General features: G+C 67.7%; 24 protein-coding genes. 7 read left to right on the top strand and 17 right to left on the bottom strand.

Going from position 1 to position 19,673, the window contains the following annotated elements; genetic code table 11:
- Positions 1–48 precede the first annotated feature (48 nt).
- Positions 49–990 (top strand): RNA polymerase sigma factor RpoH, encoded by a 942-nt coding sequence (gene rpoH / locus AC1DYK_RS13570; RefSeq protein ID WP_478086568.1) that lies wholly within the window; start codon positions 49–51, stop codon positions 988–990.
- Positions 991–1,041: 51 nt separating this feature from the next.
- On the opposite strand, the gene AC1DYK_RS13565 is transcribed toward rpoH, so the two are convergent.
- The 6 genes from AC1DYK_RS13565 to AC1DYK_RS13540 are packed head-to-tail and all read right to left on the bottom strand — an operon-like array spanning position 1,042 to position 6,053.
- On the bottom strand, positions 1,042–1,875 hold the full coding sequence (locus tag AC1DYK_RS13565; RefSeq protein ID WP_478166789.1) for a DNA alkylation repair protein: 834 nt from the start codon (positions 1,873–1,875) through the stop codon (positions 1,042–1,044).
- Positions 1,876–1,880: 5 nt separating this feature from the next.
- On the bottom strand, positions 1,881–2,486 hold the full coding sequence (locus AC1DYK_RS13560) for an SCO family protein (protein WP_478166788.1): 606 nt from the start codon (positions 2,484–2,486) through the stop codon (positions 1,881–1,883).
- Positions 2,487–2,494: 8 nt separating this feature from the next.
- Positions 2,495–3,400 (bottom strand): heme o synthase, encoded by a 906-nt coding sequence (gene cyoE, locus AC1DYK_RS13555; RefSeq protein ID WP_478166787.1) that lies wholly within the window; start codon positions 3,398–3,400, stop codon positions 2,495–2,497.
- On the bottom strand, positions 3,397–4,584 hold the full coding sequence (locus AC1DYK_RS13550) for a COX15/CtaA family protein (RefSeq protein ID WP_478166786.1): 1,188 nt from the start codon (positions 4,582–4,584) through the stop codon (positions 3,397–3,399). Before AC1DYK_RS13550 ends, cyoE begins: the two co-directional genes overlap by 4 nt.
- A 7-nt stretch (positions 4,585–4,591) precedes the next feature.
- Positions 4,592–5,317 carry an SCO family protein gene (locus AC1DYK_RS13545; protein ID WP_478166785.1) on the bottom strand — a complete coding sequence of 242 codons (726 nt, stop codon included), beginning with the start codon at positions 5,315–5,317 and terminating at the stop codon, positions 4,592–4,594.
- Positions 5,259–6,053, bottom strand: coding sequence for an SURF1 family protein (locus AC1DYK_RS13540; protein WP_478166784.1), 795 nt, complete (start codon positions 6,051–6,053; stop codon positions 5,259–5,261). The genes AC1DYK_RS13545 and AC1DYK_RS13540 overlap by 59 nt, the downstream gene beginning before the upstream one ends.
- Before the next feature lie 36 nt (positions 6,054–6,089).
- On the opposite strand from AC1DYK_RS13540, the gene AC1DYK_RS13535 reads away from it, so the two are divergent.
- Positions 6,090–6,311: a twin transmembrane helix small protein gene (locus AC1DYK_RS13535; RefSeq protein ID WP_478166783.1), complete on the top strand. Its 222-nt coding sequence runs from the start codon at positions 6,090–6,092 to the stop codon at positions 6,309–6,311.
- A 71-nt stretch (positions 6,312–6,382) separates the two neighbouring features.
- Here AC1DYK_RS13535 and AC1DYK_RS13530 read toward each other — a convergent pair whose 3' ends face one another.
- The 8 genes from AC1DYK_RS13530 to AC1DYK_RS13495 form a co-directional block, all read right to left on the bottom strand.
- Complete coding sequence (locus AC1DYK_RS13530) at positions 6,383–7,264, bottom strand: cytochrome c oxidase subunit 3 (protein ID WP_478166782.1); 882 nt, start codon at positions 7,262–7,264, stop codon at positions 6,383–6,385.
- Positions 7,265–7,315: 51 nt separating this feature from the next.
- The gene (locus AC1DYK_RS13525; protein ID WP_442283734.1) at positions 7,316–7,525 is read right to left on the bottom strand and encodes a DUF2970 domain-containing protein; all 210 of its coding nucleotides are present in this window, start codon (positions 7,523–7,525) and stop codon (positions 7,316–7,318) included.
- Positions 7,522–8,145: a cytochrome c oxidase assembly protein gene (locus AC1DYK_RS13520; RefSeq protein WP_478086582.1), complete on the bottom strand. Its 624-nt coding sequence runs from the start codon at positions 8,143–8,145 to the stop codon at positions 7,522–7,524. Before AC1DYK_RS13520 ends, AC1DYK_RS13525 begins: the two co-directional genes overlap by 4 nt.
- Positions 8,146–8,152: 7 nt before the next feature.
- Positions 8,153–8,263 (bottom strand): cytochrome oxidase small assembly protein, encoded by a 111-nt coding sequence (locus AC1DYK_RS13515; protein ID WP_286539281.1) that lies wholly within the window; start codon positions 8,261–8,263, stop codon positions 8,153–8,155.
- A 14-nt stretch (positions 8,264–8,277) separates the two neighbouring features.
- Complete coding sequence (gene ctaD / locus AC1DYK_RS13510) at positions 8,278–9,915, bottom strand: cytochrome c oxidase subunit I (RefSeq protein WP_478157043.1); 1,638 nt, start codon at positions 9,913–9,915, stop codon at positions 8,278–8,280.
- A gap of 39 nt (positions 9,916–9,954) precedes the next feature.
- A complete protein-coding gene (gene coxB, locus AC1DYK_RS13505) occupies positions 9,955–11,136 on the bottom strand; it encodes a cytochrome c oxidase subunit II (RefSeq protein WP_478166781.1) in 1,182 nt (393 codons plus the stop codon).
- Positions 11,137–11,202: 66 nt separating this feature from the next.
- Entirely contained in the window at positions 11,203–11,679 is a 477-nt protein-coding gene (locus AC1DYK_RS13500) for a DUF2244 domain-containing protein (protein WP_478166812.1), read from the bottom strand.
- A gap of 123 nt (positions 11,680–11,802) precedes the next feature.
- Complete coding sequence (locus AC1DYK_RS13495; RefSeq protein WP_478166780.1) at positions 11,803–12,717, bottom strand: biotin synthase; 915 nt, start codon at positions 12,715–12,717, stop codon at positions 11,803–11,805.
- A gap of 22 nt (positions 12,718–12,739) precedes the next feature.
- Here AC1DYK_RS13495 and AC1DYK_RS13490 point away from each other — a divergent pair, with 22 nt between their 5' ends.
- Complete coding sequence (locus AC1DYK_RS13490; protein WP_478166779.1) at positions 12,740–13,456, top strand: phosphoribosyltransferase family protein; 717 nt, start codon at positions 12,740–12,742, stop codon at positions 13,454–13,456.
- A gap of 31 nt (positions 13,457–13,487) precedes the next feature.
- Positions 13,488–13,949 carry a tRNA (cytidine(34)-2'-O)-methyltransferase gene (locus AC1DYK_RS13485; RefSeq protein WP_478166778.1) on the top strand — a complete coding sequence of 154 codons (462 nt, stop codon included), beginning with the start codon at positions 13,488–13,490 and terminating at the stop codon, positions 13,947–13,949.
- A 225-nt stretch (positions 13,950–14,174) separates the two neighbouring features.
- On the opposite strand, the gene AC1DYK_RS13480 is transcribed toward AC1DYK_RS13485, so the two are convergent.
- Both AC1DYK_RS13480 and AC1DYK_RS13475 read right to left on the bottom strand, forming a co-directional pair.
- On the bottom strand, positions 14,175–14,633 hold the full coding sequence (locus AC1DYK_RS13480) for a MaoC family dehydratase (RefSeq protein WP_478166777.1): 459 nt from the start codon (positions 14,631–14,633) through the stop codon (positions 14,175–14,177).
- 73 nt (positions 14,634–14,706) lie between these two features.
- Positions 14,707–15,327: a ParA family protein gene (locus AC1DYK_RS13475; RefSeq protein WP_478166776.1), complete on the bottom strand. Its 621-nt coding sequence runs from the start codon at positions 15,325–15,327 to the stop codon at positions 14,707–14,709.
- A 78-nt stretch (positions 15,328–15,405) separates the two neighbouring features.
- On the opposite strand from AC1DYK_RS13475, the gene kefF reads away from it, so the two are divergent.
- Both kefF and kefC read left to right on the top strand, forming a co-directional pair.
- Positions 15,406–16,044, top strand: coding sequence for a glutathione-regulated potassium-efflux system oxidoreductase KefF (kefF, locus tag AC1DYK_RS13470; RefSeq protein ID WP_478166775.1), 639 nt, complete (start codon positions 15,406–15,408; stop codon positions 16,042–16,044).
- A 2-nt stretch (positions 16,045–16,046) separates the two neighbouring features.
- Positions 16,047–17,900, top strand: coding sequence for a glutathione-regulated potassium-efflux system protein KefC (gene kefC / locus AC1DYK_RS13465; RefSeq protein WP_478166774.1), 1,854 nt, complete (start codon positions 16,047–16,049; stop codon positions 17,898–17,900).
- Between the two features lie 12 nt (positions 17,901–17,912).
- On the opposite strand, the gene AC1DYK_RS13460 is transcribed toward kefC, so the two are convergent.
- A complete protein-coding gene (locus tag AC1DYK_RS13460) occupies positions 17,913–18,779 on the bottom strand; it encodes an amidohydrolase family protein (protein ID WP_478166773.1) in 867 nt (288 codons plus the stop codon).
- Positions 18,780–18,894: 115 nt separating this feature from the next.
- On the opposite strand from AC1DYK_RS13460, the gene AC1DYK_RS13455 reads away from it, so the two are divergent.
- Positions 18,895–19,668 (top strand): crotonase/enoyl-CoA hydratase family protein, encoded by a 774-nt coding sequence (locus AC1DYK_RS13455; protein ID WP_478166772.1) that lies wholly within the window; start codon positions 18,895–18,897, stop codon positions 19,666–19,668.
- The last annotated feature ends 5 nt before the right edge of the window (positions 19,669–19,673 follow it).

The raw sequence follows: 19,673 nt of genomic DNA, 5'->3' as shown, positions 1-19,673 counted from the left end.
TCCCTCTAACCGAGTGCTAATATGGTCATGAAAGAAGGAGTTTCCCGAATGACAACACTGTCTGGAGCCTCTGCCAACCAGCTCGCCGTCGCCAACCCCTGGTCGATGGTGCCGCCGCTGGGTAACTTGGACGCCTACATCTCGGCAGCCAACCGCCTGCCTTTGCTGACGCTCGAAGAAGAGCAGGGCTTCGCGCGCAAGCTGCGCGACGACAATGATCTCGAAGCCGCCGGTGCGCTCATCTTGTCGCATCTGCGCCTTGTCGTCTCCATCTCCCGCCAATACCTGGGCTACGGCCTGCCGCACGGCGACCTGATCCAGGAAGGCAATGTCGGCCTCATGAAGGCCGTCAAGCGCTTCGATCCCGACCAGGGCGTCCGGCTGGTGAGCTACGCCATGCACTGGATCAAGGCCGAGATCCACGAGTACATCCTGAAGAACTGGCGCATGGTCAAGGTCGCGACGACCAAGGCCCAGCGCAAGCTGTTCTTCAACCTGCGCTCGATGAAGCAGGGTTTCAAGGCCGATTCGGCCGCCGCCGACGGTGGCACCCACCGCGAGACGCTGAGCCCGGACGAGGTGTCGCAGATGGCCACGCGGCTGAACGTGAAGCCCGAGGAAGTGCTCGAGATGGAAACCCGGCTCTCGGGCGGCGACGTGCTGCTCGATCCGAGCCCGTCCGACGACGGCGACGATGGCTTCGGCCCGATCGCCTACCTGGCCGACGCCACGCAGGAGCCGACCGCACAGCTCGAATCGCGGCAGCGCGACCGGCTGTCGACCGACGGCATCTCGACCGCGCTGGAAGCCCTGGACGAGCGCAGCCGCCGCATCGTCGAGGAGCGCTGGCTCAAGGTCAACGACGACGGCTCGGGCGGAATGACGCTGCACGACCTGGCTGCGGTCTACGGCGTGAGCGCCGAGCGCATTCGCCAGATCGAGGTGGCAGCGATGAAGAAGATGAAGAAGGCCTTGGCCGAATACGCCTGAAGCGCCCTTCTCCCTCGCATCAAGCCCGGCCCCGTGCCGGGCTTTTCTTTTTCAGGCCGCCTCGGGCGCCCGCTTCGCCAGCGTCCTCGACGCCCGGCGCACGATGTAGCCGGTTTCGGCCGAATCGCTCTCGGCCAGCCAACGGTCGCAGGTGGCTTTGACCCAGTCCGATTGCGTGCGGCTCGCGTCGTTGAGCCAGTTGGCGACCGAGTTCTGGACATAGCGGCTGGGGTCCGACCTGAGCGGCTCCAGCAGCGGCAGGCCGAGCCAGGGCTCGGCCTTGAGGCGCTCGATCTGGGCGCACCAGACGCCGCGCGGCCGAGTCAGTTCGCTGGCGAAGCGGCGGATGTTCGGGTCCGGGTCCGCCGTCCAGGGCTGCAACCGCTCCAGGGCCTCGTCGAGCGAGCGGATGGTCGCGTCGCGCACCGCCATCCACGCCATCTCGCGCACGCCGAAATGCGGATCGGCCGCAAAGCGCCGGGTGGCCTCCAGTTGCCCGGCCAGCGACAGGCCCGACATCGGGATCCACTGCGTCGCCCAGCAACGCGCCACGTCGCTCGGATGGGTGGCCAGCCGATGGGCCACCGCGTCGCGCTCGGGATGCGCGGCCGTGAGGTCGTAGAGCGCCCGCGCGATGTGGCCGTGGCGCTGCATCGGCTTGAAGGCGGCCAGCATTGCGAAGGTGTCGCCCAGGCGTTCGCTGGCCGCATCGAGCCCGATCTGCGCGGCCACGCTGCGCGCCAGCCTCGGCAGCTCCAGCGCCATGAATTCGTTGAGATTGACGGTCTCGAGCAGGCCGTCGTTGAGTGCCTCCAGCACCTCGGGCGGGATCAGCGCCATGCGGAAGGCGCCCTTGCGCTGCAGCAGGTGATCGACCGAGGCCACGGCGCTCAGGACTTGAGCAGGGCCTGGAGGTCCGCCACCATCGGCGCCACGCCGGCGCCGTAGCGCGCGTAGAGCCGCAGCCGGCCCTGCGGGTCGTAGACGAAGCTGGCCGCCGAGTGGTCCATCGAATAGCTGGTCGGAGTCTTGCCGTCGACCTTCTTGAAGTAGACCTTGAAGTCCTTCGCGAGCGCCGCGAGCTGGCCGGGCGTCGGGATCAAGGCGACGAAGGAAGGGTCGAAGGCGCCCATGTAGGCCTTCATCACTTCCGGCGTGTCGCGCGCCGGGTCGACGGTGACGAACAGCACCTGCAGCTTGTCGCCATTGGCACCCAATTGCTGCTTGACCTGCGCCATCTCGCTCATGGTGGTCGGGCAGACATCCGGGCACTGGGCATAGCCGAAGAACAGCACCACCGCCTTGCCCTTGAAGTCGGCCAGCGTGCGAGTCTTGCCGTCGGCATCGGCCAGCGAGAAATCCCTGGCGTAGTCGGCGCCCGTGATGTCGACCGCATGGAAGCTGGGCTTGGCTTCGGAGCAACCCGCGAGCTGGACGCCCGCGACCGCGGCGACGCCGGTCCAGGCCAGGGTTTGGAGCAATTGCCGCTTGTTCATGGGTTCGATCATCGGAGGTAGTGGTCGACCAGCAGCGCCGCGAACAGCACGCTCAGGTGGATCAGCGAAAAGCGAAAGGTCTTGCGTGCGAGCGCGTCGGAATAGTGGCGCCACAGCGCGAAGGCATAGCCGGTGAAGCCGATGCTGACGCCGATCGCGACCACCAGGTAGAGCCAGCCGCTCATCCCGTAGATGAAGGGCATCAGGCAGGCGGCGAACAGGATGAAGGTGTAGAGCAGCACCTGCAGCCGCGTGAACTCGTTGCCGTGGGTCACGGGCAGCATCGGCAGCCCCGCCTTGCGGTAGTCCTCGACCCGGTAGAGGGCCAGGGCCCAGAAGTGCGGCGGCGTCCACAGGAAGATGATCAGGAACAGGATCAGCGCCTCGGGGCCGACGTCGCCCGTCATCGCGGCCCAGCCCAGCACCGGCGGCATCGCGCCCGAGGCGCCGCCGATCACGATGTTCTGCGGCGTCAGCGGCTTCAGGATCACGGTGTAGATCACCGCGTAGCCGACGAAGGTCGCGAAGGTGAGCCACATGGTCAGCGGGTTGACCGTGAACCACAGCAGGGCCGAGCCCGCCGCGCACAGCGCCGCGGAGAAGATCAGCGCCTGCCGGTCGCTGAGCTGGCCGCGGGCCGTCGGCCGCCAGGCGGTGCGCTTCATCTTGGCATCGATGCCCTTCTCGACCAGGCAATTGAAGGCCGCCGCCGCACCGGCGACCAGCCAGATGCCGAGGCAGGCCAGCGCGCCCTGCCGCAGGTCGGCCAAGGTCGGCACGCCGGGGACCGCGAGCACCATGCCGATCAGGGCACAGAAGACGATCAGTTGCACCACGCGCGGCTTGGTCAGCGCATAGAACTGGCGCAGCACGCTGGCGGTGGTCGGGACGGGAACAGACACGGGGGCGCTCATCGGGCCACCTCCATTTTGGGAACACGGGCGCCGGCGCCGGCCGCACTGCGGGCGCCCTCGCGACGGCTTTCGCACAAGGTCCAGGTCAGCACCACCGCGAGCGCCGCGGCGCCGCCGGTGTGCAGCAGTGCCGCCGCGAGCGGCCAACCGAGCAGCACGTTGCCGAGGCCGCTGGCGAGTTGCAGCAGCGCCAGCACAGCGAGCCAGCGCGCCTGGGCCCGAAGCGGCTCGATGCGATACAGACGCCAGGCCAGCAGGCCGATGGCGGCGAACACGAGGTAGGCCATCAGGCGGTGCGCGTAGTGGATGGCGGTGAGCGCGGCAAAGTCGATCGGGGCGCCGGCGGCGGTCTCGCCGAGATGGCGCCAGATCTCGAAGCCCTGGGCGAAGTCCATGGGCGGCCACCAGCTGTCCTGGCAGGTCGGGAACTGGGTGCAGGCCAGCACCGCATAGTTGGTGCTGACCCAGCCGCCCAGGGCGATCTGCAGGCCCAGCAGCGCGGTGGTGGCGATCAGCAGCGTGCGCAACGCCCACGGGAGGGCCGTGGGCAGGCGCTGCAGCGCCGCCTGCTGGTAGCGCACGGCCTGGATGCAGAGCAGCGCCAGCAGCACCACGGCGCCCAGCAGGTGCAGCGTGACGATGGCGGGGAAGAGCTTCCAGGTCACGGTCATCGCGCCGAAGGCACCTTGCAGGCAGACCCAGGCCAGCGTGGCGGCGGGCCACCAGGCGCTCAGCGCGCGCTCGCCGCGGTGGTCGGGCAGGCGCTGCCGCCGGCGCGCGACCCAGGTCGCGATCGCCAGCACCAGGATCAGGAAGCCGACCCCGGTGGCCAGGTAGCGATGGACCATCTCGACCCAGGCCTTGCTGTGCGTCACCGGCCCGGTCGGCTGCGCGGCTTGCGCCATCGCGATGTCGTGGCGCGCGCCGAGCGGGCTGGCGTTGCCGTAGCAGCCGGGCCAGTCGGGGCAGCCCAGGCCCGAGTCGCTCAGCCGGGTGAAGGCGCCGAACAGCGTCAGGTCGAAGGTCAGGAACAAGGCGAGCACGGTCAAGGCATGCAGCCGGCGCGCGGCACCGGCGCCCGCGTTGCGCCGCCAGACCCAGATCAAGGGCCCCAGGGCCAGCAGCACGCCGACCGCCAGCAGCCAGGCGATCGGCTTGAGGTCGTAGAGCGAGGTCGTGTCCATGGCGGGATCAGCGGCCTGCGTCGTCCCAGGACGAGGAGGCGCGCAGCAGCCGGTCGAGGTCGCGCTTGCCGCGGCTGGCGCCGGCGGCGTCCATGCGGGCCGGAAAGCGCATCATCAGGTTGCCCAGCGGGTCGACCACGAAGAGGTGCTCCGCCGGCGCGTGGCCCGCGCTCGCGGGCAGCCACTTCGCGATCTCGGCGGCCGGCAGGCGCAGCACGGTCGCGCCGCGCAGGCCGTTGGCCAGGCGTTCGGGCAGCGGTTGCGCATCGCTGACCAGCCAGACGCGGTCGAGCCGGTCTTTTTCGCGCCCCAGGCTCTCGCGCAGTTGGCGCTGCAGGTAGAGCTGCTGTTCGCACAGGGCGTCGCAGGCCGCATCGGCCACGGTCAACAGCAGCCACTGGCCCTTGAGCGACGGCAGCCGGACCGTCTTGCCGTCCGGCTGCGTGCCCTCGATGTTCGGCAGCGGCCGCTGCGGATCGATCAGCTCGCCGTAGACGCTGCGGCCCTCGGGACGCACCACGTAGTAGGTGAAATAGGAGGCGACCACCGGTGCCGCGCAGCACAGCAGCACGAAGATCATCTTCCAGCGGCCCTGGACCGTGCGCCGGCCTTCGGCGCCCGCAAGCGCCTGGCGCGGCGACGGCATCGAGTGCACGGTCAGGCCGAGCGGCTCGTCAGCCACGGCGGGCAAGGCGTGCGCGGCGGAAGGGGGCAATGAATTGGAACCAGACATAGAGGAATACCACGAGGGCCGAGAGGCCGAACCACTGGAATGCATAACCGTAGTGCTTTTCGACACCCAGCGCAGGGGCCGGCCAGTCGCGCTGCAGGCCCTCGGATGCCGGGCCGGTCTGCTGCAGGGAGACGTCGGTCCGCAGGGGCAGACCGGTTTCGGCGCGGAACGCTTCAAGACCGAGATTCTGCCGGATGAGCGAAGACCCCGCGGGCGCTGGCGTCGTCGCGGCGGAATCGGCCTTGCCCAGTTCCAGCAGATGAGCCGGTGGCGGGGCGATCCTGGCGGTCACTTCGACCAGGCCGGCCGGCGTCTCGATCGCCTCGAGCCGGGTCCGGTCGGTGAAGTTGCGCTGGATCCAGCCGCGCTGGATCAGCAGGGTCTGGTCGCTGCCTTCGAGCGCGAAGGGCGTCAGCACGTAGAAGCCGGGCACGCCATGCATCTGGCGGTTGTCGAGGTAGACCGTGTGCGGCGTCAGCCAGAGACCGTGCAGCCGAACCGGCCGGTGCATCTGGGCGGCCGCATCGCCGAGCGCCAGGAAGGCCTCCTGGTCGAGCGGCGGCAGGTTGTTCCGGGCGTCGATCTCGGCCTGCAGCGCTTCTTTCTGCGCCGCCCGCGACAGCTGCCAGCGACCCAGCGAGACCGTGGCCGCGAGGGTCAGCAAGGCGACGGCGGTGACGAGCCAGAAGCGGCCGGTGCGCGGGCCGCGAACCGTGTCCGGGGCATCCGCGTTCAAGGCCGCGGGCGGCGCCGACGGCCGATAATGTGGGTCATGAAATACCTTGTCGCCCTCGCCTTCCTGGGCATCCTGGGCAGTCTCGCGGTGGCGCTGTTCTTCATGTTGAGGGACGGGCGCGACGGCCGCGCCAAGAGCAGCGGCATGGCGCGCGCGCTCACGGTTCGGATCGGACTTTCGGTCGTTTTGTTCCTCTGCGTCCTGCTGGCGTGGAAATTCGGCTACATCCAGCCGGGGGGCCTCCCGATCGGCAAGTAGGTGATGTTCGTTCCATGAAAACCATGAAAAAAGCGCCTCGCGGCGCTTTCTTTTTTTGCCGTCGCTGAAGCTCAAAGCCAATAGACCAGGAAGTACAGGCCGAGCCACACGACGTCGACGAAGTGCCAGTACCAGGCGGCGCCCTCGAAACCGAAGTGCCGCTCGGGCGTGAAGTGGCCGCTGCGCAGGCGCAGCGTGATGAAGAACAGCATCAGCATGCCGATGAACACGTGCAGACCGTGGAAGCCCGTGAGCATGAAGAAGGTCGATCCGTAGGCGCCGGAGCTGAGCTTGAGGTTCAGCTCGGTGTACAGGTGGTAGTACTCGTAGCCCTGGACGCTCAGGAAGCTGAAGCCCAGCAGCACGGTCAGCCACATGAAGCGAATGGTCTGCGCGCGATGGCCGGCACGCAGCGCGTGGTGGGCGATCGTCAGCGTGACGCCGGAGCTCAGCAGCAGCGCGGTGTTGATGGTCGGCAGCCAGAACGGGCCGACGGTCTGGAAGGGCTCGACGATGCCGGCCGGCGAACCGGTCACGCCGACCGCCGCCGTGGGCCACACAGCCTTGAAGTCGGGCCACAGCAGCGCGTTGTCGAGGCTGCCCAGCGAGGGCAGCGCATGGGTGCGCGCCCACCACAGTGCGGTGAAGAAGGCGCCGAAGAACATCACTTCGGAGAAGATGAACCAGCTCATGCTCCAGCGGAACGAGAGGTCGACCTTGTGGCCGTACAGGCCGCCTTCGCTTTCGCGGATCGAGGCGCTGAACCAGACGTAGAGCGTGCCGAGCCAGACGATCATGCCCGCCAGCAGCGACCAGGCGCCCCACTGGTGGCCATTGATCCACTGGGCCGCGCCCAGGATGACGAAGAGCAGGCCGGTCGCGGCCATGACCGGGTAGGCCGATGGCCCGGGCACGAAGTAGTAAGGCGTGGTGCCGTGGGTGGTTGAGCTCATATCAGATCCTGGCTTTCTTCTCTCGATTCGAATTCTGTGGGATGTGTGTGTTCAGGTCGCGGCCACCCAGCGCACCAGCAGGATCAGCCCGGTCACGAACAGTGCGACGGCGACGAAGGCGACCGCGATGATGTGCAGCGGATTGAGCTTGGCGAGGTCGTCCTGGTAGCCGCTCTTCTTGCGGACGCCGAAGAACGACCAGCAGACGGCCCTCACCGTCCGCCACAGCGACCCCTTGTGCGCGACATCGGAGGCGCTCACGAGCGTGGCTCCATGACGACGGCGCCATTGGCCGCCACCGGTGCCGGCGGAGTCTTGCCGCCGACCTCGAAGAAGGTGTAGGACAGCGTGATGGTCTTCACGTCCTTGGAGATCTTGGGGTCGATCACGAACGCCACCGGCCACTGCTTCTTCTCGCCGGCGTCGAGCGTGTACTGGTTGAAGCAGAAGCACTCGAGCTTGTTGAAGTAGGGCGCGGCCTGCTGCGGCGCGTAGCTCGGGATCGCCTGCGCCGCCATGCGGCGGTTCTGCACGTTCTGGAACTCGTACATCACGGTGTTGAGCTGGCCCGGATGGACCTCCATCGAACGCTGCGCGGGCTTGAAATCCCAGAGGCCGCGCACGTTGGCGTCGAACTCGACCGTGATGGTGCGGCTCATGTCGACCTGGGTGTTGTCGGGCACACGCACCTTGTCGCCGCCGGTCGCACCGCCCGGGACCTGCAGCTCGGACAGGGCCAGGATGTTGATGCCGGTCATCTCGCAGATGGCGCGGTACATGGGCACCAGCCCATAGCCGAAGGCGAACATGCCGGCCGCGACGACGGCCAGCTTGCCGACCATGCGGACGTTCTCGCGGCGGATGCGTTGGCCGATGCCCATACTGCCTCTAGCGGCCTATCCAGACCATGCGGACAATGAAGCCGATGAAGAACAGCACGGCAATGGAGGCCAGCGTGAGCCCCATGCGGCGGTTGTTCCTCTTCTGTTCGGGTGTCATGGAGCGCTCGAGGTTCAGCCGATCACGCGGGTGGCGGTCGCGTCCAGCTTGGGCGGGGTCTCGAAGGTGTGGAACGGCGCCGGCGACGGCACTTCCCACTCGAGGCCTTCGGCGGCTTCCCACGGCTTCTGCGGGGCCTTCTCGCCCTTGCCCATCATCGTCGGCAGGACGATGAAGAAGAAGAAATAGACCTGCGCGAGACCGAAGGCGAAGGCGCCGACGCTGGCCACCGCATTGAAGTCGGCGAACTGCATCGGGTAGTCGGCATAGCGGCGCGGCATGCCCGCCAGGCCCAGGAAGTGCATCGGGAAGAAGGTGATGTTGAAGGAGATCAGCGACCACCAGAAGTGGACCTTGCCGCGGGTCTCGTTGTACATCACGCCGGTCCACTTGGGCGCCCAGTAGTAGTAGCCCGCGAACATCGCGTACAGCGAGCCGGCCACCAGCACGTAGTGGAAGTGGGCGACGACGTAGTAGGTGTCCTGCAGCTGGGTGTCGATCGGAGCGACGGCCAGGATCAGGCCGGTGAAGCCGCCCATGGTGAACACGAAGATGAAGCCGACCGCGAACAGCATCGGCGTCTCGAAGGTCATCGAGCCCTGCCACATGGTGGCGACCCAGTTGAAGATCTTCACGGCCGTGGGCACGGCGATCAACATGGTCGCGTACATGAAGAACAGCTGGCCGGTGAGCGGCATGCCGGTCGTGAACATGTGGTGCGCCCAGACGATGAACGACAGGATCGCGATCGACGAGGTGGCGTACACCATCGAGGCGTAGCCGAACAGCTTCTTGCGCGAGAAGGCCGGGACGATCTGGCTGATGATGCCGAAGGCCGGCAAGATCATGATGTAGACCTCGGGGTGGCCGAAGAACCAGAAGATGTGCTGGTACATCACCGGGTCGCCGCCGCCGGCGGGGTTGAAGAAGCTGGTGCCGAAGTGGCGGTCGGTCAGCGTCATCGTGATGGCGCCGGCGAGCACCGGCATCACGGCGATCAGCAGGTAGGCGGTGATGAGCCAGGTCCAGCAGAACATCGGCATCTTCATCAGCGTCATGCCGGGGGCGCGCATGTTGAGGATGGTCACGATGATGTTGATCGAGCCCATGATCGACGAGGCGCCCATGATGTGCATCGCGAAGATGCCGGCGTCCATCGAGGGGCCCATCTGCAGCGTCAGCGGCGCGTAGAGCGTCCAGCCCGCGGCGGGTGCGCCGCCGGGCATGAAGAACGAACCGACCAGCATCAGCGCCGCCGGGATCAGCAGCCAGAAGCTGAAGTTGTTCATGCGCGCGAACGCCATGTCGGAGGCGCCGATCTGCAGCGGGATCATCCAGTTCGCGAAGCCCACGAAGGCCGGCATGATGGCGCCGAACACCATGATCAGGCCGTGCATGGTGGTGAACTGGTTGAACAGTTCGGGGTTCACCAGCTGCAGGCCGGGCTGGAACAGCTCGGCGCGGATCAGCAGTGCGAGCACGCCGCCGACCATCAGCATGGTGAACGAGAACAGCAGGTACAGCGTGCCGATGTCCTTGTGGTTGGTCGCGAACACCCACCGACGCCAGCCGGCCGGTGCGCCGTGGTGGTCATCGTGATGGTGGTCGTCGTGACCGTGTGCGTGGCCGTGGGGGTCGAGGACTGCGCTCATCTTGGTATTCCTTGCAAACTCTTCGTCGTGGGCGCCGGCTTATTGCTTGGCGCGCTCGGCCAGCACTTCGGACGGCTGCACCAACTGACCCGTCTTGTTCGACCAGCTGTTCTTGGTGAAGCTCACCACGGCTGCGATGTCGGTGTCGCTCAACTGCTTCCAGGCCGGCATGGCGCCGTTGTTCTGCCCGAAGAGCACCACATGAACCTGCTTCTGGTGATCGGCGTCGAGCACGGTCGGCGAGCCGTCGAGGGCCTTGATCGGGCCGGCGCCACGGCCGTTGGCCTGATGGCAGGCCGCGCAGTTGGCGGCGTAGACCTTCTCGCCGCGCGCCAGCAGTTCGGGCAGGGCCCAGACCTTGGTCGGATCGTCCTGCTTGGCCGCGGCTTCCTTGCGCTTGCCGTCGACCCAGGCGGTGTAGTCGGCCGCCGCGAGCACCTTCACGTGGATCGGCATGTAGGCGTGCTCCTTGCCGCAGAGCTCCTGGCACTGGCCGTAGTAGTCGCCGACCTTGTCGGCCCGGAACCAGGTGTCGCGCACGAAACCGGGGATCGCGTCCTGCTTGACGCCGAGCTGCGGCACCGCGAAGGCGTGGATCACGTCGTTGGCCGTGGTGATGATGCGCACCTTGGCGTTGACCGGCACCACCAGCGGGTTGTCGACCTTGAACAGGTAGTCGTCCGGAATCTCGCCACGGGCGCCGGCGTTGGACATGGCGCGCTGCGAGCTGTCGAGCGTCGAGATGAAGGAAAGGCCCTCGCCTTCGCCCTTCAGGTAGTCGTAGCCCCACTTCCACTGGTAGCCGGTGGTCTTGATCGTGAGATCGGAATTGGTGGTGTCCTTCTGGGCCACCAGCACCTTGGTCGCCGGCAGCGCCATCAGGATCACGATGAGGAAGGGCACGATGGTCCAGATCACCTCGACCACCACCGATTCATGGAAGTTGGCCGACTTGTGGCCGACCGACTTGCGATGCTTCCAGATCGAATAGAACATGACCGCGAACACGGCCACGAAGATGACCGTGCACAGCACCATCATCACGTTGTGCAGGAAGTGCTGCTCTTGCGAGATTTTGGTGACGCCCAGGGGCAGGTTCAACTGGCGCACCGACGGGCCGCCGGGCAGGTCGTTGACCGCATGTGCCGCGCCGCTGAAAGCCGCGCCGGCCGCCAGCAGCAGATTCGCCGGCCAGATCTTGTTGCGCCAATTGCTCTTCATCGTGTTCACTTCTTCATTTCCTGTTAACCCCACCGGTCCCCACGGTGCGACACCGCGCTCGCCCCCTCAGGCGCTGCGCAATGCCATGCGAATCTCGCGCGCCAGCGCCGCACGCAACTCCGGGCGCACATAGCGCCCCACCCTGACCGAACGACCCTGACCCGAAACCTCGATCAGCGAACGATCGCTGTCCTGCGGCTCGACCCGCACCTGGTGCGGCAAGAATTCCGTGCGCTCATAGTGCCCACCGCTCTCGAGCTCGACCACCAGCCTGCCGCCCTGCAAGGCGATCTTCTCGCCGTCGGTCGCATGCCGCGCATAGAGCACGAACGCAAACCCGACCGCGGCGAGTTCGAGCCATGCGAACGGCAACACGAGCCGCGCGCCGTTCAGCCAGAAGACCGTCCCGATACCGAGCGACACCACGCTGAGCGACGCGTAGAGCCAGCCGAGCTGGCTCGGCGTGACCGAGCAGTTGCGCTTCAGGAACCAGTGGATGCTCTGGCCAGAAACAGTGGCAAAACGAAACACGGAATTCGACACGGGCGAGTTCTGCAAATCGGTGCGTCGATGCGCTGCCAAACAGGGGTCGGACAGGCCTCGATCACGGGACAATACCCGGGAGTTCACGCAGCGCCGGATTGTAGCGGGTCGGCCGGGGCAGACTCAGTTGCTTACACGACCGCGCTGGAGCATGGAACGCATTTCGCGCAAGGAAACTGCACTTTCTGCGGACAGCGCGACCCGCGGCGCGGGTTTGAAGGCGTGGCCGTAGATGATCTCGAAGGTCAGCGCGATCCGCCCGCCGCCGTCCTCGGCCGGCGCGAGTTCGGGCAGGGACGCGCCCAGGGCACGCCGCCAGGCCTTGCCGCGCAGCGCTGGGAAACGCCCCGGATGCAGGTTGCGCCCCAGCGTGCGCAGCTCGGCCAGGGCGGCATCGGCGCTGGCCCAGGTGAGCACGATGCGCTCCATGTCCATCACCGGCTCCGCGAAGCCGGCGCCGACCAGCATGTCGCCCCAGTCGTGCATGTCGGTGAACTCGTGGCTGGCGGGCGGCCAGCCGAGCTGCCGGTGCAGGGCGCGCAGCTCGCGCAGGGTGTCGGGCCCGAAGCAGGAGAACATCAGGAAGCCGTCGGTCGCGACCAGCCGGTGCCAGCGCGCGATCAGCGCCTGCGGATCGGCCGCCATGTGCAGCGCCATGTTGGCCCAGAGCAGGTCGACACCGTCTTCCGGCGGCGGCTCGAAGCTGGGCTGGGCGCCTTGCCAGCGCCGCGCGGTCCACCACGGTGCGGTCAGCGACCGGGCGGTCGCGGCGGCCAGCGCGGGCCGGGGCTCGATCACGAAGGGCGCGGCGTCGCGGTAGCGGCGCGCGACCAGGGCATGCGCTTCGAGGCCGCCGCGCAGGGGCGCCCAGTCGGCCCAGTGGCGCGGCCGCGCCTTGATCCACTGCAGACGGTCCTCCATGCGACGACCGATTTCCTCGTGCAGCCAGGGCGATTCCGAAGCCGGCGCGAGCCGGCTCCAACGGTCGGCCGCCATGGCATCGACGGTCGGCGGGCGCTGTGCGGGGTCGGTGGGCATGGGCCGCTCAGTATATTGAGGGATGTTCAAGCCCTGGACCGGACGGCCTTTCTCGTCGTTGCTTGCCCGCCTGCCGAGCGAGTGCGTGGTCTGCCGCGCCTGGCCCGCGGAGCCGGTGTGCGAGGCCTGCGTCGCGCGCTTCGCGCCGCCGGTCCCGCGCTGCCGGACCTGCGCGCTGCCGGTCGCGCCGGGCACCGCGCTGTGCGGCGACTGCCTGCTGCACCCGCCGCCGCTCGACGCCTGCCTGGCCGCCTGCGCCTATGCCTGGCCGTGGCCGGAGTGCATTGCCGAATTCAAGTTCCGCGGCGACGCGGGGCGCGCCGCGCCGCTGGCCACCCTGCTGCGCAACGCGCCCTGGGTCGAGCCGGCGCTCGAACGGGCCGACCTGGTGCTTCCGATGCCGCTGGCGCCTGTCCGGCTGCGCGAACGCGGCTTCAACCAGGCGCACGAACTGGCGCGGCGGCTGGACCCGGCCAAATGCGCCCCCGGCCTGCTGCTGCGCACGCGCGAGACGCCGCCGCAAAGCGGTCTCGATCGCAAGCAGAGGCTGCGCAGCCTGCGCGACGCCTTCGCCGTGGAACCGCTGCGCGCCGCGGCGCTGCACGGTCGGCGCCTGGTCCTGGTCGACGACGTGATGACCAGCGGCGCCTCGCTGTTCACAGCGGCCCGCGTGCTGCGCGCGGCAGGCGCCGCCCACATCACGGCGATCGTGCTGGCCCGCACGGACCCACCGGCCTGAACGCAAGGCGCATGCGACCGACAATCGCGCGATGTTCCATATCGTCCTCGTCGAGCCCGAGATCCCGCCGAACACCGGCAATGTGATCCGCCTGGCCGCCAACACCGGCTGCACCTTGCACCTGGTCGAACCGCTGGGTTTTTCGATGGACGACCGCCTGCTGCGGCGCGCCGGGCTGGACTATCACGAATACGCGACGCTGTTGCGCCATGCCAATTGGCAAGCGCTTCTCGATAGCCAGCAACCACCGGCCGATCGGATGTTCGCGCTCACGACGCGCGGCACGCGCCGGGTGCACGACGTGGCTTTCCGCCCCGGCGACTGGCTGGTGTTCGGTTCGGAAACGCGCGGACTGGCGCCCGAGCTGCGCGAGAGTTTCGCGCCCCCGCAGCGGCTGCGCCTGCCGATGCGGGAAGGCCAGCGCAGCCTCAACCTGTCGAACGCCGTCGCGGTGACCGTGTTCGAGGCATGGCGCCAGAACGATTTCACGTGATCAGAGAGGACCGGCGAAGCCCGGTCCTCTTCGTGAAACACCGCGGAACTGGCTTTGCCAGGCCGCTGGTGTTGCCCCCGGTAGGGGGTGGGCGGGCTACACGAAGTGAGCCCAACCTGGGGGCGAGCAACAGTGACACCGCGGAACTGGCTTTGCCAGGCCGCTGGTGTTGCCCCCGGTAGGGGGTGGGCGCCCGACACGAAGTGCGGGCAACCTGGGGGCGAGCTACCTGTACCGACGAACGACCGACTCGGCGACGCAGGCCGGCTTCGGCGAGCCTTCGAGTTCGATGGTCGTCTCCCAGGTCATCTGCAGCCCGTCGTTGGGGATCGGCTCCGAGCTCAGCAGCTTCATGCGGCCGCGCACCCGGCCGCCGACTGGCACCGGCGACATGAAACGCACGCGGTTCAGGCCGTAATTCACGCCCATGCGCGATTCGGCGACCTCGAAGGCCGTCTCGTAGAAGCGCGGCAGCAGCGACAGGGTCAGGAAGCCATGCGCGATCGGTCCGCCGAACGGGCCGGCCTTGGCGCGCTCGACGTCCACATGGATCCACTGGTGGTCGCCGGTCGCCTCGGCGAACTGGTTGACCTGGGCCTGGGTGATGGTGATCCAGTCGCTCACGGCGACTTCCTGGCCGACGCACGCGACGAGATCCTGAAGGGTCTGGAAGGTCTTTTTCATCGTGTCACTTTAGCGGCGCGCCGGCGCTGCTCCTGTCCACGTCGTGACATGGAGGCTCGGGGTAAACACGGGCTCAGGCGTCCAGCCATCGGGTGATCGGCTGCCATTGCTCGAGGTCGCGCTGCACCCGGCCCGGCGCGATGTCGAACAGCGTGAGCCCACGGGCCGCGAGCTGCACGTAGTTCTGGGTGTCGCGCAGCTCGCCGAGCACCGGCACGTCGAGTCCGGCGACGAACTCGCGCAATCGGTCAGCGGCCAGGGTGCGGGCGTCGACCCGCATGCCCACCAGGGCGATCTCCGCCTTGGCCGCATGGCGGTTCGCGAGCAGCTTGTCGAGGAAGTCCCGCGTGGCGTAGATGTCGAAGATGCTGGGCTGCAACGGCACCAGCACCTTGTCGGCCAGCGCCAGCACCTCCTTGAAGCGCGATCCGTGCAGCCCGGCCGGGGTATCGATGACGGCATGGGTGGTACCGCGCGGCGGCCGCACCACGCTGCCGTCCTCCGACGCTTCCCAGCTGCGGATCTCGCGCGCCTCGGGAGCGCGCAGCCCGAGCCAGAGCCGCGACGACTGCTGGCGATCGATGTCGCCCAGCATCACCGGGTGTCCGCGACTGGCGAAATAGCCCGCGATATGGGTGGCGAGCGTGGATTTTCCGACCCCGCCCTTGGGATTGGCGACCAGGACTACCGGCATATGAAGCTCCGACAGGCTGAACAAAGGCGCCATGGTAGCCGCGCGCGGAGCGCGCCGGAGTGCGCTAATGTTCGCGCCATGTCGACTCCAACGAACAACAACAGCTCGGCGCGCGTCTACGTGATCGCCGCCCATCCGCACTGGCGCGAATCGCGCGTCAACCGCCAGTTGCTGAAGGCGGCCCAGGCCACGCCCGGGGTCGAGGTGAACGACCTCTACAACAGCTATCCCGACTACGCGATCAACGTCAAGGCCGAGCAGGCCCGCCTGGCCCGTGCCGACCTGCTGGTGCTGCTGCATCCGATCCAGTGGTATTCGATGCCGGCGCTGCAGAAGCTCTGGATCGACGAGGTGCTGGACTACGGCTGGGCCTACGGCACCGGCGGCCAAGCGCTGCAGGGCAAGGACTGCTGGCTGGTCGCGACCACCGGCGGGCCCGAGGGCAGCTACCACCCACAGAGCTACAACCGCTACTTCTTCGACGCCTTCCTGCCGCCCTACGAGCAGACCGCCGCGCTGTGCGGCATGCGCTTCCTGCCGCCGCTGATGTTCCATGGCGCGCGCCGTGCGTCGGAGGACGAGCTGGGGGCGCACGTCGAGGTCTTCAAGCAGCGGCTGCTGAGCTACCCCGACTGGCCGGAACTCGAGGAGCTCGACGCCTGCATCAGCTGCCCGGTGCCCGAAACCGACCGGCCGGCCGGCCACGAGGAGGCCTGAGCATGGAGCACGCACCGGCCTGGCTCGTCAACTCGCTGATCTATCTGGGCGCCGCCGTGCTCGTGGTGCCGCTGTCGAAGGCCCTGGGGCTGGGCTCGATCATCGGCTACCTGGTGGCCGGCATCGCGATCGGGCCCTGGGGCCTGGGCCTGGTCACCAACGTCGAGGACATCCTGCATTTCGCCGAATTCGGCGTCGTGCTGATGCTGTTCCTGGTCGGCCTCGAACTGGAGCCCAAACGCCTCTGGAGCCTGCGCCGGCCGATCTTCGGCTGGGGCTCGGCCCAGGTCCTGGGCTGCGCCGCGGTGCTGTTCCTGGCCGGCTGGGCCGCCGGCGCGAGCTGGCGCGTGTCGCTGGTGGCGGCACTCGGGCTGGCACTGTCGTCGACCGCGATCGCGCTGCAGGTGTTCGGCGAGCGCAACCTGCTCCTGACGCCGAGCGGCCAGGCCGGCTTCTCGATCCTGCTGTTCCAGGACGTCGCGGCGATCCCGATCCTGGCGCTGCTGCCGCTGCTGGCCGTCGGCTCCGACGCCGGACCGGCCATGACCGGATGGGACCGGACGCTCGAGGGGCTGAAGATCGTGGGCGTGATCGCCGCCATCGTGGTCGGCGGCCGGCTGGCCTTGCGGCCGCTGCTGCGATGGATCGCGCGCAGCAACACGCCCGAGATCTTCACCGCCACCTCGCTGCTGCTGGTGGTGGCGATCGCCGCGCTGATGCAGTTCATCGGCCTGTCGATGGCGCTCGGCGCCTTCCTGGCCGGCGTGCTGCTCGCCGAAAGCGAGTACCGGCGCGAGCTCGAGACCGACATCGAGCCCTTCAAGGGGCTGCTGCTCGGCCTCTTCTTCATCGCGGTCGGCATGAGCATCGACTTCGGCGTTCTGCTCGAGCGGCCCGGCCTCATGGCGCTGGTGGTGATCGGCTTCCTGCTGATCAAGTTCGGCGTCATCTACGCCCTGGCCAAGGCGATGGCGGTGCCCTACCAGCAGCGGCCGGTGTTCACGCTGCTGCTGGCGCAGGGTGGCGAGTTCGCCTTCGTGGTGTTCCAGGCCGCCGGGCCGAACGTGCTTCCGCATGGCGTGGCCTCCTTCCTGATCGCCGCGGTGGCGCTCTCGATGCTGGTCTCGCCGCTGTTGCTGGTGGTGATCGACAAGTGGGTGCTGCCGCGCTACAGCGCGCATGCGCCGACCACGATGGAGGAGATCTCCGAGCAGCAGGATGCCAAGGTGGTGATCTGCGGCTTCGGCCGCTATGGCCAGATCATGGGCCGCATGCTGTTTGCGCAGAACCTCGATGTCACGGTGCTCGACCACGACCCCGACACCATCGAGAGCCTGCGCGAGTTCGGCTTCCGGGTCTTCTATGGCGACGCCACGCGGCTGGACCTGCTGCGCACCGCCGGCGCCGGCGCCGCCAAGGTGCTGGTGGTGGCGGTCGACGACATGGAGCAGTCGCTGAAGATCGTCGACCTGGCACAGGAGCATTTCCCGCAGGCCCGGCTGGTGGTGCGCGCGCGCAACATCACGCACCTCTACCAGTTGCTGGATCGCAAGGTGGAGTTCATCGAACGCGAGGTCTTCGAGTCGTCATTGCGCAGCGCGCGCTCGGTGCTCGAGGTGCTGGGCTGGCCGGCGCACGAGGCGCGCGAGACCGCGATGCGCTTCCGCTTCCGGAACATCCAGTTGATGCACGAGACCTACCCGCACTACAAGGGCGACCGGGCCAAGCTGATCGCGGTCGCGAAGAAGGGCCGGCAGCAGTTCCAGGAACAGATGGCACGCGAGCGCGAGGAGCGGCGCCGGCGCTCCGGGCCCAACTGGGACCCGGAGAGAACCGAAAAGGAACAGCTTCCCTGAGCCCGGGCGGGGCTACTGATCGAGCTTCAGCAACCGCACCGCGTTGCCCTTCAGGATGCCGGGCATCACCTCGGGCTTGAAGCCGGCGTCCTCGAAATCCTTGAGCCAGCGGTCGGGCGTGATCAGCGGATAGTCGCTCGCGAACAGCACGCGGTCCTTCAGCAGCGTGTTGGCGTATTGCACCAGCTGCTTCGGAAAGTACTTGGGGCTCCAGCCCGACAGGTCGATCCAGACGTTGGGCTTGTGGGTCGCCACGCTGAGCGCCTCGTCCTGCCACGGGAAGCTCGGGTGCGCCATCACGATCTGCATGTCGGGAAAGTCGATCGCGACGTCGTCCAGGTGCATCGGGTTGCTGTACTCGAGCCGCAAGCCCCCGCCGCAGCGCATGCCCGAGCCGATGCCGCTGTGGCCGGTGTGGAACACCGCCGGCAGGCCGTATTCGTTGATCACCTCGTAGATCGGCCAGGCCATCTTGTCGTACGGGTGGTAGCCCTGCACCGTGGGGTGGAACTTGAAGCCCTTGACGCCGTATTCCTCGATCAGGCGGCGGGCTTCGCGCGCGCCCATCTTGCCCTTGTGCGGGTCGATGCTGGCGAAGGCGATCATGATGTCCGAGTTCTTCTGCGCGGCCTCGGCGATCTCCTCGTTCGGAATGCGGCGACGGCCCATGTTCGACTCCGCATCGACCATGAACATCACCAGGCCGATCTTGCGCTCGCGGTAGTAGTCGACGCTCTCCTGGATGGTCGGGCGGCGGCCCGACTTGAAGTACTTGTCGGCGGCGCGGTCGTACTCCTCGCCGTAGTTGTCGAAGGGGTTCCAGCAACTCACCTCGGCGTGCGTGTGAGTGTCGATCGCGATCAGGTTCTGATGGTCCATGGCGTTGTCTCCGAACGGTTCGAGTCCTAGGGTAAATCCTTATGCCGCATCCCCTTCAGCGGCTTGAATTGGTTATTTTTCATAACCATAATCGATCGTACTCCGGAATGCAATCATGACCCACCCCGATCTCCACCTCGAACTCCAGGGCGACATCGCCATCGTCCGCCTGACGCGCGGCGCCAAGCGCAATGCGCTGTCGGATGCGCTGATCCTGGCACTGCGCAACACCTTCGAGAACCTGCCCGCATCGGTGCGCGCGGCCGTCATCGATGGCGAGGGCCCGCACTTCTGTGCCGGCCTCGATCTGTCCGAACTCCAGGAGCGCGATGCCGGCCAGGGCCTGCAGCACTCGCGCATGTGGCACGCGGCGCTCGACCTCGTGCAATTCGGCCCGGTGCCGGTGATCGCGGCGCTGCACGGCGCGGTGGTCGGCGGCGGGCTCGAACTGGCGAGCGCCTGCCACATCCGCGTCGCCGACAGCAGCACCTTCTATGCGCTGCCCGAAGGCTCGCGCGGCATCTTCGTCGGCGGTGGCGGCTCGGTTCGCATCCCCAAGCTGATCGGCGCCGCCCGCATGACCGACATGATGATGACCGGCCGGGTCTACAACGCCGAGGACGGCGAGCGCGCCGGTTTCGCCCAGTACCTGGTGCCCGAGGGCAGCGCTTTCGACAAGGCGGTGGAACTCGCAAAGCGCGTGGCGACCAACGCGCCGCTGACCAACTACGCGCTGATGCATGCGCTGCCGCGCATCGCCGAACAGCCGGCCGACCACGGCTTCTTCACCGAGGCGCTGATGGCCGGCATCGCGCAGGCCGCGCCCGACGCCAAGGAACGCGTGCGCGCCTTCCTGGACGGCAAGGCGGCCAAGGTCCAGAAGAGCTGAGACAA

Source organism: Variovorax sp. P2_H12, assembly GCF_056403395.1.
The sequence above is the reverse complement of the archived record's forward strand: the minus strand, read 5'-3'. Positions and strand labels throughout refer to the sequence as shown.

Coding starts and splice junctions, on each gene's coding strand:
- AC1DYK_RS13490 (WP_478166779.1), top strand. CDS start 12,740: ATGTTCAAGCCCTGGACCGGACGGCCTTTCTCGTCGTTGCTTGCCCGC.
- AC1DYK_RS13535 (WP_478166783.1), top strand. CDS start 6,090: ATGAAATACCTTGTCGCCCTCGCCTTCCTGGGCATCCTGGGCAGTCTC.
- AC1DYK_RS13460 (WP_478166773.1), bottom strand. CDS start 18,779: ATGGACCATCAGAACCTGATCGCGATCGACACTCACACGCACGCCGAG.
- AC1DYK_RS13455 (WP_478166772.1), top strand. CDS start 18,895: ATGACCCACCCCGATCTCCACCTCGAACTCCAGGGCGACATCGCCATC.
- cyoE (WP_478166787.1), bottom strand. CDS start 3,400: ATGAGCGCCCCCGTGTCTGTTCCCGTCCCGACCACCGCCAGCGTGCTG.
- AC1DYK_RS13515 (WP_286539281.1), bottom strand. CDS start 8,263: ATGACACCCGAACAGAAGAGGAACAACCGCCGCATGGGGCTCACGCTG.
- ctaD (WP_478157043.1), bottom strand. CDS start 9,915: ATGAGCGCAGTCCTCGACCCCCACGGCCACGCACACGGTCACGACGAC.
- AC1DYK_RS13480 (WP_478166777.1), bottom strand. CDS start 14,633: ATGAAAAAGACCTTCCAGACCCTTCAGGATCTCGTCGCGTGCGTCGGC.
- AC1DYK_RS13530 (WP_478166782.1), bottom strand. CDS start 7,264: ATGAGCTCAACCACCCACGGCACCACGCCTTACTACTTCGTGCCCGGG.
- kefC (WP_478166774.1), top strand. CDS start 16,047: ATGGAGCACGCACCGGCCTGGCTCGTCAACTCGCTGATCTATCTGGGC.
- AC1DYK_RS13550 (WP_478166786.1), bottom strand. CDS start 4,584: ATGGACACGACCTCGCTCTACGACCTCAAGCCGATCGCCTGGCTGCTG.
- AC1DYK_RS13560 (WP_478166788.1), bottom strand. CDS start 2,486: ATGAACAAGCGGCAATTGCTCCAAACCCTGGCCTGGACCGGCGTCGCC.
- AC1DYK_RS13495 (WP_478166780.1), bottom strand. CDS start 12,717: ATGCCCACCGACCCCGCACAGCGCCCGCCGACCGTCGATGCCATGGCG.
- kefF (WP_478166775.1), top strand. CDS start 15,406: ATGTCGACTCCAACGAACAACAACAGCTCGGCGCGCGTCTACGTGATC.
- AC1DYK_RS13545 (WP_478166785.1), bottom strand. CDS start 5,317: ATGTCTGGTTCCAATTCATTGCCCCCTTCCGCCGCGCACGCCTTGCCC.
- rpoH (WP_478086568.1), top strand. CDS start 49: ATGACAACACTGTCTGGAGCCTCTGCCAACCAGCTCGCCGTCGCCAAC.
- coxB (WP_478166781.1), bottom strand. CDS start 11,136: ATGAAGAGCAATTGGCGCAACAAGATCTGGCCGGCGAATCTGCTGCTG.
- AC1DYK_RS13485 (WP_478166778.1), top strand. CDS start 13,488: ATGTTCCATATCGTCCTCGTCGAGCCCGAGATCCCGCCGAACACCGGC.
- AC1DYK_RS13475 (WP_478166776.1), bottom strand. CDS start 15,327: ATGCCGGTAGTCCTGGTCGCCAATCCCAAGGGCGGGGTCGGAAAATCC.
- AC1DYK_RS13520 (WP_478086582.1), bottom strand. CDS start 8,145: ATGGGCATCGGCCAACGCATCCGCCGCGAGAACGTCCGCATGGTCGGC.